We start from the raw sequence: 13799 nt of genomic DNA on the forward strand, positions 1-13799 counted from the left end.
TAATTTCCAATTAGATGCAAAAGCAATTGCTTATCAAGTCAATCAGCCCTGATAAGTTAATATTAATCCTCATTGCCCCCCTCTACACTGAGGCAACCAAGCATGGTTGTTGGACTTTAAACTATCAAACCACCACTTCGGCCTGCAAGAGCTTGATCTCGTCGCGGACTCTGGCCGCCTCTTCGAATTCCAGGTTTTTGGCGTGCTGGTACATCTTGTCTTCCAGCTGCTTCAGTTTCTTCGCCGCCTGTTTCGGGGTCAGGGCCTGATATTCGGCGGCCGATTCGGCCACCTTGGTCTTGACGTGAGCCAGGGCGCCGCCGGAGCCGGGTATAGCGACTTCCAGTATGTCGGTGACCGATTTAAAAATGGTCGTGGGCTGGATATTGTGCTGACGATTGAAGGCCTGTTGTTTTTCCCGGCGACGCTCGGTTTCATCGATGGCATACTGCATCGAGCGGGTGATTTTATCGCCATAGAGTATCGCCATGCCATTGGAGTTGCGGGCGGCGCGACCGATGGTTTGCACCAGCGAAACCTGAGAGCGCAGAAAGCCTTCCTTGTCGGCATCGAGGATCGCCACCAACGAGACTTCCGGTATATCCAAGCCTTCCCTGAGCAAGTTGATGCCGACCAGCACATCGAACTGACCCAGACGTAAGTCGCGAATAATCTCCACCCTTTCGACGGTGTCGATGTCGGAATGCAAATAGCGCACCCTGACGTCATGCTCCATCAGGTAATCGGTCAGATCCTCCGACATGCGCTTGGTCAGGGTGGTGACCAGCACGCGTTCTTTTTTGTCGACGCGTTTATTGATTTCCGACAACAAGTCGTCGACCTGGGTGCTGGCCGGGCGTACTTCGACAACCGGATCCAACAGCCCTGTCGGCCTGACCACCTGCTCGACAAAGACGCCGGAGTGTTCTCTCTCATAAGGCCCCGGCGTGGCCGATACATAAATGCGCTGACCGGCTTTCTGCTCGAATTCTTCAAACCTGAGCGGCCGGTTATCCAACGCCGACGGCAGCCTGAATCCGTATTCGACCAAGGTTTCCTTGCGCGAGCGATCGCCCTTGTACATCGCGCCGATTTGCGGGATGGTGACATGGCTTTCGTCGACGATAACCAACGCATCGGGCGGCAGATAATCGAACATGGTCGGCGGCGATTCGCCTTGCCCTCTTCCCGACAAATAGCGCGAGTAATTTTCGATGCCGGAGCAATAACCGACTTCCAGTATCATCTCGATATCGAACAAGGTGCGTTGTTCGAGACGTTGAGCCTCGACCAGCTTGTTCAACGAACGCAGTTGCTCCAATCGTTCGGCCAATTCCACTTTGATCGCTTCGACCGCATTCAACAATTGATCCCTGGGGGTCACATAATGCGTTTTCGGGTAAATAGTGAACCGCGCCAATCGATGCAAGACTTCTCCGGTCAATGGATCGAACATCGACAGACGTTCGATTTCATCGTCGAACAATTCGATTCTGAGCGCCTGCTCTTCCGATTCAGCCGGAAACACATCAATAACCTCGCCTCTGACCCGATAAGTGGCGCGGCGCAATTCGGTGTCATTACGGGTATATTGCATTTCCGCCAGACGCCGTACGATATCGCGCTGGGAGATGATGTCGCCGCGCACCAGATGTAGCACCATCTTGAAATAGGATTCCGGTTCACCCAAGCCGTAAATCGCCGATACCGTGGCGACAACGACGGTATCGCGCCGCTCGATCAGGGCCTTGGTCGCCGACAGGCGCATCTGCTCGATATGTTCATTCAACGACGCATCCTTGTCGATGAAGGTATCCGAAGCCGGCACATAGGCTTCCGGCTGATAATAATCGTAATAGGAGACGAAATATTCGACGCTGTTCTCGGGAAAAAATTCTTTCATTTCCCCATAGAGTTGAGCGGCCAAGGTTTTGTTGGGCGCCAAAATCATCGCCGGCCGCTGGGTTTCGTTGATCAGATTGGCGACGGTGAAAGTCTTCCCGGAGCCGGTGACGCCTAATAAAGTCTGATGCAATTCGCCGTCGTTGACGCCTTCCACCAGTTGTCTGATCGCTTCCGGTTGGTCGCCGGCCGGTTGATAGCGGCTTTGAATTCTAAATTTTTTTTTCACTTATTGGACTTTAATAGCTCTGGACATCTGGTTCATTATTATACATGGAGTATAATAGTTGGTTATTTTGATAATGACTTCGACTGAGTAATTATGAGCATTCAACTTTCAGATAGAGTTAAAGCCGTTAAACCATCACCGACCCTGGCAATCACGGCAAGAGCCGCGGAAATGCGCGCCGCCGGAAACGATATCATCGGCCTGGGCGCCGGCGAGCCGGATTTCGACACGCCTGAACACATCAAGGCTGCAGCCGTTCAAGCGCTGAAAAATGGCTTTACCAAATATACGGCGGTTGATGGCATTCCCAGTTTGAAACAGGCCATCATCAATAAATTCAACAAAGATAACAACTTTGACTATCAACTGAATCAGATTCTGGTTTCCTGCGGCGGCAAACAAAGTTTCTATAACCTGGCCCAGGCTTTGTTGAATCCGGGCGATGAAGTCATCGTGCCGGCGCCTTATTGGGTTTCCTATCCGGACATGGTGTTGTTGGCCGACGGCGTCCCAGTTGTCGTGGAAACCAATCAGGCGCAAAATTTTAAGATGTCTCCGGAACAATTGCGCGCCGCCATCACCGACAAAACCCGCTTAATGGTCATCAACAGCCCTTCCAATCCTACCGGCTCGGCTTATACCCTGGAGGAGTTGAAGGCGCTGGGTGAAGTATTGAGAGATTATCCCGACATCCTCATCGCCACCGATGATATGTATGAGCATATCCTATGGAAAAAAGGCAGCTTCGTGAACATCCTGAACGCCAATCCGGATTTCTACGATCGCACGATGGTGCTGAACGGTGTATCCAAGGCCTATTCGATGACCGGTTGGCGCATCGGTTATGCGGCCGGCCCCGCCGAGCTGATCGGCGCCATGCGCAAAATTCAGTCGCAAAGCACATCCAATCCGACTTCGATTTCACAAGTGGCGGCCGAGGAAGCGCTGAACGGCGATCAAGGCTGCATCGACACGATGCTGGTCGAGTTCAAGAAGCGCCACGATTTTGTCGTCGAAGAATTGAATAAGCTGGAGGGCGTCGATTGCTTACATACCGACGGCACTTTTTATGTCTTCCCTAATGTCGACGGCGTGATCAAGCGTCTCGACGGCATCGACAGCGATCTGGACTTCGCCGAATATCTAATCGAAAAAGCCGGCGTCGCGCTGGTTCCAGGCAGTGCGTTTGGTTGCCCGGGCCACATCAGAATCTCGATCGCCACCAGCATGGAAAACCTTTCCAAGGCCTTGGATCGCATCAAGCAAGCAATCTAAGCCGCTTGCCGATCATGCGAACGGAGGAGAAGCCAAACGGCGCCTCCTCCGTCGCCGCCCCCCCCTTTAGTAAAATTCTGGGTAATTATTCAGCGTAGTTTTACTAAGAGGGAGTAGGTTATTGATTTATCGGGCTGTCTGCAACAGGACGTTGCAGTCAGAGCTTACATGGATGTATTCACGCGCCCCGAGAAATCAATGACCTACTGCCTAAAACCAGAAAGATACTGAATAGTTACAATTCTGGTAACTATTCAGTATCTGTCAGGGTTTAGGCCGTAGGAAAGAAAACTCATGTGTATGACGGAGGCGCGCGACCCCGTCCTGAATCTGTCTATCCTGCGCCAAGCTAAAACCACAACGCCCAGCGATTCTAATCATTAGCGGCAATTCCCATGTTTACGGCCTGGGAAGTGTCTGTCGAGGAACGCCCATGCCCTCTGTTCTCCAAATTGGGAATTGCTAAAAATTACGCCTGGCCAAGTATTACGCGGCTTATATGCTCGGTCAGCGAACGATTGAATAGCATCATTATATGCAGCAATGAACGGAATTGTTTATTTTCGGCCAGCGGCCAAATTGAGCTGCTGGGCGGAATAATCATCAAATCGAACGGAGTCCAGTATGAGTAAACACGCATGCACTGATATTTGTCGTCATCACCTTGTAAATTTTGCAACAGCACGCTGTTCGGACGTAGATCCCTGGCGCCTTTGCCGGGATAGCAATAGGCCAAATAACTGCCATGATGGGGCGATGAAATGGTGAAAAAAAGCTTAACGCGTTGATGACCTTCCAATTTTTGCAGATAGTAACGGGCGACAATGCCGCCCATGCTGAAACCGATTAGATGAATCGACTGGTCTTCGCCAAATCGTTCATCGATTGCTGTTTTTAATTTTAGCGCCAAATCCTCGATGCCGTGACGACCGTCCCGGGGTTTCAAGCTAGGCGCGAAGCACTCTATGCCTCGGGCTTCCAAGCGTTTACGCATGACGGTAAAGACGTAGGCCGAATTGAAGATGCCATGCACTAACACAGTACGATGACTCATAGTCTGCCACCTACCCCATTGGCTACCAGCTTTTAACCCAATCGCCGACCCTGACCTTACGAATGGTCAGCGGCGGCGCCAGCCTACCCACCGCGAACGCGGCATTGACGCTGTCTATTTTGACCATGCCGATGGACTCCTTATTGGTCCCGGACACACCGAGTCCGTGCGTCGCGCTATCGGCCGCATAGACCACCAGATTATCGCCACGTTGAATTTTATCTTGAGAGCCGGCGGCGATCACGATGCGATCGTTGTCCACCTTAACGACGCGGGCGGCGAACGGGTAACAGCTGAATAGACGCCTGATATCCTCACTCGCCATTTCAATGATGGCGGTGATTTTGTTTCCTGCCGGCGTCGACTTGAAGCGTTCGCTGCCCACCGAATAGCCGCTGGGTATCCAGACATCGCCGAGTATCGAATCCGAATAACGATGTTGGAACAACAGGGCGCCGCTGAAACCGTCATGTACATAGACATCAAGGGTGATGCCTCTTCTGGCGACTACCTCACGAAAGGCCGACTTGATTTGGGCGAATACGCCTGCGCCACGGATATATTCGCCCGATTCCACTTCGAAATCGCGGATCACCCCAGACAAGACAAACTGGGCCTCGGCCTGCCTCGCGACATTGATAATGCTGGAACCGAAATAGTCGTCGGCCCGCATGATTTCCGGCGCCAGATCGGGGCGCGAATACAAGGAGATATCGGTTTTGTTACGGGCGATGAAATCGCCTGACTCCAACAACAAATTATTGATTTCTCTAGGTATTCCGCCATAAATATCCTGAGATTCATTGCCGCTGATTTGCCCCGAAGTGACGATGGGAAAGGCGGTCGCGACGATTCTTTTCCGGTAAGGCGCCTGGCAAGCTTGATTTTCCGACAACTTCGCCAAGACTTGGACATGATAAGCACGGCCTTCCCGCCACTCATCAACCACCTTGGTATTGCTGGTCAGTACATCGACATTTCCATGTCCTGCTTGAGCGGCGACATTGTTGATCGCCGTTTGTATCGCCTGCCGCCTGGCCTGAAACACATCGCTATCGACGATGGCCGCCTGGCCTTCGGCGCTGAAAACTTTCGCCTTAGATTGATCGTCATTGCCGGAAACCGCCGACGATCCCGGTGTCGTGGAAGCACACCCCTGCAATAACAAACCAGCAAGCAACAAGGCGCGACATAATAATTTCATCAAAACAATTATTTGGGGATACTGTTAAGGAAGATATAGTTGATGAACAGGCGCCCGGCGGTATTCAGCGTCCATTCACTGTCATACAAGCCAGCATTCAATAAACCGCGATCGAAGGCATTCTTGCCGTCGGCGAAACCGTTGACGTGTAGCAGGCCGCTGCAATCGACGCTGCCGCAGCCCAGATTGACGGTCTTGATCTCGGCGCTGCGATAGCCGATGCGGGTAAAAGGAATTTTATCGTCCTGTAGCAAACATTGTCTCACCCGCCTTGTCTCACCGGCCATGCAGTGGTAGAAACGTTCCGTCAGCGCCAATGTCAAGTCGACATGAACGACCTTTCCCAAGGTTTGTGACGATAAGACCTTTGCTTCGCGCAAATAAGTATCGAAATAAACGCGATAGCTTTCATCCCGCATGACCTGGGCGCCGACCGTGCCGCCATCTCCAAGATCTTCTCGATAAAGCAAGCTTGCCAGCTCTCGATAGGCATCCATTTTGGCCGCCTGCTCCGCCGCTAACCTGGTCTGTTCTCGAGTCAGCGACGCATCTTCAATGAAGCGGCCTTGTCCGGAAGCCGTCATAACCTTAGTGGTTTCTTGGGCTTGTTCGCTAATTCTTGCGCCGGATCCGGCGCAAGCGGTCAGCATCATCGCCGCTAAGGAAAAGAATAATAACCTGGAAATAATCTGTGTCACCGCCGCATCCCCTTATTGCTCAGCTACTTAATCGGCCCGGGATGACTTTTCTTGAGTCGGCAAAGCAAATTAATCAATCTTCCTTGCTGGTTTAAACCTCGGCCTTCAGGCCGAAAGGAGCGCCCCGCAACAAGCGAAGCGATGTTGCTTTATCGGGCGCGGATTGGGGAGGGGATGCATACCCCTTCCCAATCGTTGGCTTCATCCCAACGGGATGTTTCCTTATTGCTGAACGGCTTCCTCAGCCCTGTCCATCGACCATAGTTTTTCCAGCTGATAAAATTCCCGCGCCTGGGCCGTCATCACATGCAAGATCACATCTCCCAGATCCAGCAACAGCCAATCAGAACCTTCCTGGCCTTCTAAGCCGGGATGACGAATCCCCAGCTCTTTAACCTTTTCAGAGACGTACTCGCACAATGATTTGGCATGTCGTTCGGAAGTGCCGGTTACCAGCACCATGTAATCGGTAATCGTGGTTTTGCCTCGAACATCGAGGACCGTGATATTAGCACCTTTACGTTCGTCGACGACTTTTTCGACGATTTTAACTAACTCTTCTGCTTGCATTCAATTTCCTATGGTTAACCTCGGTAAAGTTTGTGTTCTGTGATATAGGCTATCACGGAGTCCGGCAATAAAAAGCGCGGATCTTTGTTTAACGCAATCAATTCTCTGATCGCGGTGGCCGAAATATCGAGCTGAGTGACATGCTGAAAATAAAGATAGCCCGCTTGCTGTTTGCGCAATAACGCGGGCCGCTCAACCAGGCGGCGGTCGAAAAAATCATCCAGCTCATCATGCCGATGACCGGGCCGAGTCATCACGACGATATGCGCATAATCGAACAATTGCCGCCATTGATGCCATGTTTTCAGCTTGGCAAAGGCATCGACGCCAAGAAACAGCAAAATCGATTGATCGGCCAGCTCGCGACGCAATGAGCGCAAAGTATCGACCATATAGGATGGTCCTTCCCGATCCAGCTCTCGCCTATCGGCGCGCATACCCGGCACACCGGAGAGGGCTAATTGCAACATGCGCAAGCGAAGTTCCGCCGACGCTTGCGGCTGTCGGCGATGCGGCGGCAAGCGGCAGGGAATCAGCCTGATTTCATCGAGCGCGAAAGCTTCGCTAACTTCCAGCGCCGTTCTTAAGTGACCGTAATGTACCGGATTGAACGTGCCGCCATAAACACCAATCATTATTGTCTGATTTGGCCGTCACCGAGCACGATGTATTTCAATGTGGTCAAGCCGTTCAAGCCCACCGGCCCGCGAGCGTGCAGCTTATCGGTGCTGATGCCGATTTCCGCACCCAGGCCGTATTCGAAGCCATCGGCAAATCGAGTCGAGGCATTGACCATCACCGAACTGGAATCGACTTCACGCAAAAAACGCCGCGCCAACGTGTAATCCTCGGTGACGATAGATTCGGTATGGCCGGAGCTGTATCGATTGATGTGCTCGATTGCCTCATCGAGGCTTTCGACGATCTTAATCGACAGCACCGGCGCCAGATATTCGGTAACCCAGTCCTGTTCGGTCGCCCGCACGCAGTCCGGCAATAGGGAACAGGTCTTCAAACAACCGCGCAATTCGACGCCCTTGACGAGCAACTGTTCGGCCAGTCGCGGCAAAACCTTTGTCGCGATGCCTTCCGCCACCAACAAAGTTTCCATCGCATTACAGACGCCGTAGCGATGCGTTTTCGCATTGACGGCGATATTCACCGCCTTGTTCAGGTCCGCCTTGTCGTCGATATAGACATGACAGATGCCGTCCAAATGCTTGATCACGGGAATAGTGGACTCGTTGCTGATACGCTCGATCAGACTTCGACCGCCGCGTGGCACGATGACATCGACATAGCTGTCCATCGAGATCAATTCGCCGACAGCCGCACGATCGGTCGTTTCAACCACCTGCACCGCCTCGGCCGGCAAGCCGGCGGCGGCCAAGCCCTCGGCGATACAGGCCGCAATGGCTTGATTGGAATGAATCGCTTCGGAGCCGCCACGCAAGATACAGGCGTTACCGGATTTAAGACATAAGGCCGCCGCATCGATCGTGACATTGGGACGAGACTCGTAGATGATGCCGATGACGCCTAAAGGCACGCGCATTTGACCGACCTGAATGCCACTGGGCCGATAATTCAGGTCGCTGATGCCGCCCACCGGGTCGGCCAGCGCCGCCACCTGCTTCAAGCCTTCGGTCATCGCATCGATGGTAGAAGGCTTAAGTTCCAGTCTATCCAGCAGCGCCGCTTCCAGGCCATTTTCCTGGCCCGCCCGCAAGTCTTTCTGGTTTTCAATGCTCAGTTGTTCTCTGTTCGCCGCGATCGCCTCGGCAATTTTAATCAACGCCAGATTTTTTTTACCGGTGTCCGCCCGGCCCATTTCCCTGCTTGCTTTTCTGGCCTGCTGCCCCAGCTGACCCATATAGGCTTTTATATCCATTTTAGCTATTACTCTGGAAAAATAGAGCATTATAACGTTAGCCAGGCTGCTTGGATAGCCGCAAACAGCAATCCCAGCAATTCCCACTTTGGCGTTCAAAAAGGGCATGGGGTGTGTTTGGCGAGGATGTCGACGGCATCCTATGGTGAGCCCAGCTTTTGGCATTCCTGCAAAACTGAGGAAGATGATTAGCCGCCGATCAGGACCGTCGGACAGCCGACGACGATGACGCCGCCGTGAGAAGTGCTATCACCAAGCCTGGCAGCCGGCATCGAGCCGATCAATACCGTCGCAGAACCTTTAACTATGCTATCCGGCGGTCCCACACAAGTCGCCATGTCTCCGACTCGGGCGGCCGGCATTGAACCGATCAGCACAGTTGGCGCTCCGGGGGCGGTAATCGGGCCACCGACATGGGGAACCGGTCCGTTGAACATCGGGCAGGTGTGCATATCGGTCAATCTTGCCGCAGGTTGTCCCATATCATCCTCTCAATCGTATTAAATCTTTCTGCCATCGCCTCCACCGGCTATATCGATACCCTGCTGTATGAAGCGCTGATATCTTTCCTTGATTTTTTCGGGTCCTTCCTGCACCGCCGCCAGCATGACCGCTCCGCTCACAGCTTTAGCCGGCAAGTCGGCGGACGGCGGCACGACATTGCCCTTCACCGGGGAAATATTATCGCCGCTCCAGAAAGCCGCCATCGCCGCCCAACCGGCTGGCGTCTTGAAAGCGGTGGCTTCGGCCGCCTGATAATTCGGTTGGCAATGCTCAGGCGTGGGCTTGTAAACCCAAGCCTCCGCCAGTTCGATGGCTTTCTGATCGGTTGCTTTACCGTGCTCGCTCAAACAGGAACGGGCGCACAAGCAGGCCCACCATGTCGCTTCCCTTTTCGGCAAGGCATAGGCGATGAATCTGACGACATCGGGATAATCTTCGTTTTCAATCAGAACGCGGATGAATTCGGCCGGCGTCATCTCGGCGCTCAACAGCACCTGTCCCTGCTCGTCCAGCTCAAACAGTTTGGCGATCTCTGATGCGATCGGTTGGTTTATTTTTTTTAGATTCTGCGCAGTCATGGCAACAAGTCTTTAATACGAATTAAGAGCTAAAGTTCGTTCTTGAGTAATTATTCAGCGTAGTTTTACTAAGAGGGAGTAGGTTATTGATTTATCGGGCTGTCTGCAACAGGACGTTGCAGTCAGAGCTTACATGGATGTATTCACCCAGCACCTAAATACCCTAGGTTATTGGCTATGATTAATAATCTTCGTTAATTTAGGTGCTGGGTGAACGCGTCCCGAGAAATCAATGACCTACTGCCTAAAACCCGAAAGATACTGAATAGTTACGTTCTTGAAAAATATCATTGAGTTGCAATCTGGCCCAGGCGACTTGTTCCGAAAGACGCCTTGGATACATCCATGTAAGCTCGAATACTGCATACACTTTCTCCACAAGTCACCTTAGCAATTCCCAATTTAGATAACAAAGAGGGCTTGGGGGGTGTTTGGCGAGGATGTCGGCAGTAAGGATGCTGCCGTCAAGCCCCCAGCACCTAAATTCCATGGCTACAGGACTATAACTATATTTTACCTTCAAGGATAATTTAGGTGCTGGGTGATTATCACACATCTCTGTTAATTCGCATGCTAATTGATCATGATGACGCCGCCTTTCAAGGTCAGCATGCCATCTCCTTTCACCGTGGTCATCGAGCTTTTCATTTCCGCACTGGTCGTTCCTTCGATCTTCACCATCATGCCTTTAATGGTAATGCCGCTTTGATCGATTTTGATGCTGTTGGAGCCGACTTTTAATTCAATGGAGGTAGCCGCGGTAATCGTGCTTTTTCCAGCGCCGACATCGATCGAATGATCGCCCATTTTTACTGTCAAGGTATCATTACCCTGATCCAAGGTCACGGTTCTGTGATTGTAGATATCCACGGTCTGATCGCCCGGATCCATCTTGTCGAAACCGATTTTCAAGGTATCGTCATTTTCCACTACCCGGTTGCAATCCTTTTCCGCATGGATGTACAGTTCTTCCTCGCCGATCTTGTCTTCGAAACGGATTTCGTTGAAATTGTCGGCCGCGCCTTGTTTCGTGCTGCGCGTCTTGATGCCGCTCTGAGTTTGATTGGCCGGCAGCTCATAGGGCGGCATTTGCTCGTCGTTATAGACCCTCCCGGTTATCAGCGGCCGATCCGGGTCGCCTTCCAAGAAACTGACAATAACTTCCTGACCGATTCTAGGCAATGAGATCCATCCCCAATTCTTGCCGGCCATCGGCTGGGAGACTCTGGCCCAACAGGAACTGTTTTCATTGTTTTCGCCTTCCCTGTCCCAGTGAAACTGAACTTTGACCCGACCATATTGATCGGTCCAAATCTCCTCCCCTTCCTTGCCGACCACGATCGCCGTCTGAGAGCCTGCAATCACCGGTTTCGGCGTCAAGCTGGCCGAACGATAGGCCTGGTTAATGTCGATGGCGCTGAAACTGCATTGAAAAATCTCACCACTGCCTCCCATTGCAGCCGCCGGATCGTCGCCTTGAACGATATAGGATGCCGCCACGATAACATGTTCGATATTTTCTTCGGCAAAATAATGATTTTCCAGGGTAAATTTCATACCAGGCGCTAAACCGACCGCATTGCCCTGACCTCGCTTCCTGGAATAAGCCATTTGCTGTTCTTCCAAGCGGGTGTTGGTAATTTGCGTTCCTTCAGACACGACGGTATATTTACCGGGAGGGTCATAAATCTCTTGATCGCTGTTTGTATAGCTTCCAATGTTTTTGCTTCTCGCCGTCAAATCCGAATTAGGCGATTCGAAATCAAAATCGTTCAGTTCGTATTGACCGGTCGTAATCTGATTTTCCTGCAACCATTGATGAATATGGTCCCTTCCTCGGGCCTCCTTGTTTTCGGGAGGATAATAAGGAATCGTCGAGTACCCGGTCACCGTTTGAAAGTTATTGTTCGAATCGGTAAGCACTAGGGTGTGCTTACCGGAGTCATGCTTGAAATAGTAGAAAATTCCGGCCTGCTCCATCAGGCGACTGATAAAATCGAAATCGCTCTCCCGATATTGCACACAGTAATCCAAGGTCGGATAAGTCCCGTTCAACTTATCTTCGAAATCAACATAGCCGTATGTGGCCAAAACCGCCTTGATCACCTCCTTGATCGATTTATCCTGAAATATCCGGCAATCGGCATTCAACGTCAAATTCCACAAATAAGGCCGCAATAACGCCCGATAACAGCTATAGCGATTACGTAACCCCGTATGCTTGAAGCTGACGATCTCACCATGAAAATAACGTCTTTCACCGGCGGACAAATCCAACTCGATGGTCATGCCTTTGCCGAGCAGCTCATTAACGGCGACATTGCCTTGTTCCAGATCGCGGAGCAAATCGACTTCAAATTCAAATAACCGTCCCATTTCCTCACGACCGTTCATGCTGACAAAAATGAGCTCATTTTCGGGTAACGGCGTGATGACTCTTACAGTGCGATTCATAACTAAAAGCTTCCTGGTACTGTTTATTTAAGCGGAAAAAATGTCTGAATATGAATCTGATCCAGATCCAGTTTATCAATCAGCATGAAGGCCTTGCCGAACTCTTCTTCGTGAGTGATATCATTTTCTCTACTGGCAAAATTCATTTTCCACGCCCCCTGTGTCCACTCCAGACTATGCATTGAAACCGTCACGGCGACTCTATTCTCAAGCCCTTGATCCAGTTTAGCCAAAGCCGCCTGGCCTTCCTGACAATTAAGCACATATTTGCCGACGATGATAGCCTGCTGTAAATCGATAAACGATCCGGAGCGTGAAACAAAATTCTCGATATTCGTTCTAAAGTCCTGTTTTAATTGCTTGGTTGTCGATCCAGGAGTCAGTCTGCGCCAGATATCGCGATGTTCTGCTTCCGGTCTTACTTTGCCGAATTCATCCATCACCAGAGGACGGGTAGTGCTGGTTGTCAATGTCCCCCGCAATCGATCCGATATCTGCAAACCACCGACGCCTACATGTTTTTCCAAGGCATGGCCACGTTCCCCGCTGACCGGGCTTAAGCGACGCTCACTGGCATACAAAATATCGTTGACATCCTGCCGGCTGTACTTTCTTGCTCTAGCCATCGACTCTCCGACGATCTAGTTTTACACAATTAACCAACTTAACCTCCTAATGAAGCGCCCAAATGTCCGCGCGGATCGATCATGATTATAAGGCCTCAAAAGGGTCTACATTCGCCCAGTCCGACTGTAAGACGGTTTGCCGGCAATTTCCTTACCCTGTGAGCCGCCTCCCGTTACATTAAGCAAATCAACGACCATGCCTAGATGATTCCCAGCCAAGCCCTGAATATGGGAACTTACCACATCATCGGCGATTCTGAAATTCAATCCGGAGAGATCGCTGGCTTTTTGCGCTTTCCAGGCCCGAACCATCATCATCGGTTTGAAGATATTGACCTTCGCCGCCGCCATTACGCTCTTCATCGCCGGCGCATCAAAGGCGACAAATGGAACGCCTTCCCATCTGCCGATGACCTGAGCCAATCCCCCCGAGGGAATGTCCAGTTACCGAAACATGACGGCCATGAGCGATAGTTTTGGCCGCCTTTAGCATTTGACGCGCCGAAAAACACCGGTTAGGTAAAATTCTTAGACCGATTTTCAGATCGGCGCCTAGTACTCAGTCATTTTATATATGACAGGTACTCGGTAAGCGCCAGCCCTTCCCAGTTTTGCGTTCAAAAAGGGCATGGGGTGTGTTTGGCGAGGATGCTCCTCGACAGCCCACCCCATGCCCTAAACACCGTAAAAACGCCTAAACTGATGTGAATGGCTGCGGTAGGTGCGAATTCAATCGCATGGCGCGGCTAAATCCGCAGCTACATTCACAATTGCCGACAAAATAATATTGACTATGTATTAGGTCGGAATCAGC

Annotated in this window: 13 protein-coding genes; 1 reads left to right on the forward strand and 12 read right to left on the reverse strand. The window is 51.5% G+C overall.

Annotated features, from left to right (window positions below; genetic code table 11):
- Positions 1–124: 124 nt before the first annotated feature.
- Positions 125–2131, reverse strand: coding sequence for an excinuclease ABC subunit UvrB (gene uvrB, locus Q9L42_RS16300; protein WP_349431417.1), 2007 nt, complete (start codon positions 2129–2131; stop codon positions 125–127).
- Between the two features lie 93 nt (positions 2132–2224).
- On the opposite strand from uvrB, the gene Q9L42_RS16305 reads away from it, so the two are divergent.
- On the forward strand, positions 2225–3406 hold the full coding sequence (locus Q9L42_RS16305) for a pyridoxal phosphate-dependent aminotransferase (protein WP_305907363.1): 1182 nt from the start codon (positions 2225–2227) through the stop codon (positions 3404–3406).
- Between the two features lie 469 nt (positions 3407–3875).
- On the opposite strand, the gene Q9L42_RS16310 is transcribed toward Q9L42_RS16305, so the two are convergent.
- The 11 genes from Q9L42_RS16310 to Q9L42_RS16360 all read right to left on the reverse strand — a co-directional run bounded on the left by Q9L42_RS16310 (position 3876) and on the right by Q9L42_RS16360 (position 13408).
- Positions 3876–4460, reverse strand: coding sequence for a lipase family alpha/beta hydrolase (locus Q9L42_RS16310; RefSeq protein ID WP_349431418.1), 585 nt, complete (start codon positions 4458–4460; stop codon positions 3876–3878).
- 22 nt (positions 4461–4482) lie between these two features.
- Positions 4483–5664: a flagella assembly protein FlgT middle domain-containing protein gene (locus Q9L42_RS16315; protein WP_305907361.1), complete on the reverse strand. Its 1182-nt coding sequence runs from the start codon at positions 5662–5664 to the stop codon at positions 4483–4485.
- Between the two features lie 8 nt (positions 5665–5672).
- A complete protein-coding gene (locus tag Q9L42_RS16320) occupies positions 5673–6362 on the reverse strand; it encodes a hypothetical protein (protein WP_305907360.1) in 690 nt (229 codons plus the stop codon).
- A gap of 222 nt (positions 6363–6584) precedes the next feature.
- Positions 6585–6932, reverse strand: coding sequence for a ribosome silencing factor (gene rsfS / locus Q9L42_RS16325; protein WP_305907359.1), 348 nt, complete (start codon positions 6930–6932; stop codon positions 6585–6587).
- Positions 6933–6946: 14 nt separating this feature from the next.
- On the reverse strand, positions 6947–7567 hold the full coding sequence (gene nadD, locus Q9L42_RS16330; protein WP_305907358.1) for a nicotinate-nucleotide adenylyltransferase: 621 nt from the start codon (positions 7565–7567) through the stop codon (positions 6947–6949).
- Entirely contained in the window at positions 7567–8823 is a 1257-nt protein-coding gene (locus Q9L42_RS16335) for a glutamate-5-semialdehyde dehydrogenase (RefSeq protein ID WP_349431419.1), read from the reverse strand. Before Q9L42_RS16335 ends, nadD begins: the two co-directional genes overlap by 1 nt.
- A gap of 188 nt (positions 8824–9011) precedes the next feature.
- Positions 9012–9305, reverse strand: coding sequence for a PAAR domain-containing protein (locus Q9L42_RS16340; RefSeq protein WP_305907357.1), 294 nt, complete (start codon positions 9303–9305; stop codon positions 9012–9014).
- Positions 9306–9323: 18 nt separating this feature from the next.
- A complete protein-coding gene (locus Q9L42_RS16345) occupies positions 9324–9905 on the reverse strand; it encodes a DUF6931 family protein (RefSeq protein ID WP_349431420.1) in 582 nt (193 codons plus the stop codon).
- 573 nt (positions 9906–10478) lie between these two features.
- Complete coding sequence (locus Q9L42_RS16350; RefSeq protein ID WP_305907355.1) at positions 10479–12359, reverse strand: type VI secretion system Vgr family protein; 1881 nt, start codon at positions 12357–12359, stop codon at positions 10479–10481.
- Positions 12360–12382: 23 nt separating this feature from the next.
- A complete protein-coding gene (locus tag Q9L42_RS16355; RefSeq protein WP_305907354.1) occupies positions 12383–12985 on the reverse strand; it encodes a hypothetical protein in 603 nt (200 codons plus the stop codon).
- Between the two features lie 105 nt (positions 12986–13090).
- Positions 13091–13408, reverse strand: a complete 318-nt coding sequence (locus tag Q9L42_RS16360; protein WP_349431421.1) for a hypothetical protein — start codon at positions 13406–13408, stop codon at positions 13091–13093.
- Positions 13409–13799: the final 391 nt, after the last annotated feature.

It is taken from the genome of Methylomarinum sp. Ch1-1 (assembly GCF_030717995.2).
Classification (GTDB): Bacteria; Pseudomonadota; Gammaproteobacteria; order Methylococcales; family Methylomonadaceae; genus Methylomarinum; species Methylomarinum roseum.

What these genes read in the sequence shown, in the direction of transcription:
- Q9L42_RS16305 (WP_305907363.1), top strand. Translation starts at nt 2,225, where the DNA reads ATGAGCATTCAACTTTCAGATAGAGTTAAAGCCGTTAAACCATCACCG.
- Q9L42_RS16310 (WP_349431418.1), bottom strand. Translation starts at nt 4,460, where the DNA reads ATGAGTCATCGTACTGTGTTAGTGCATGGCATCTTCAATTCGGCCTAC.
- Q9L42_RS16315 (WP_305907361.1), bottom strand. Translation starts at nt 5,664, where the DNA reads ATGAAATTATTATGTCGCGCCTTGTTGCTTGCTGGTTTGTTATTGCAG.
- rsfS (WP_305907359.1), bottom strand. Translation starts at nt 6,932, where the DNA reads ATGCAAGCAGAAGAGTTAGTTAAAATCGTCGAAAAAGTCGTCGACGAA.
- nadD (WP_305907358.1), bottom strand. Translation starts at nt 7,567, where the DNA reads ATGATTGGTGTTTATGGCGGCACGTTCAATCCGGTACATTACGGTCAC.
- Q9L42_RS16335 (WP_349431419.1), bottom strand. Translation starts at nt 8,823, where the DNA reads ATGGATATAAAAGCCTATATGGGTCAGCTGGGGCAGCAGGCCAGAAAA.
- Q9L42_RS16340 (WP_305907357.1), bottom strand. Translation starts at nt 9,305, where the DNA reads ATGGGACAACCTGCGGCAAGATTGACCGATATGCACACCTGCCCGATG.
- Q9L42_RS16345 (WP_349431420.1), bottom strand. Translation starts at nt 9,905, where the DNA reads ATGACTGCGCAGAATCTAAAAAAAATAAACCAACCGATCGCATCAGAG.
- Q9L42_RS16350 (WP_305907355.1), bottom strand. Translation starts at nt 12,359, where the DNA reads ATGAATCGCACTGTAAGAGTCATCACGCCGTTACCCGAAAATGAGCTC.
- Q9L42_RS16355 (WP_305907354.1), bottom strand. Translation starts at nt 12,985, where the DNA reads ATGGCTAGAGCAAGAAAGTACAGCCGGCAGGATGTCAACGATATTTTG.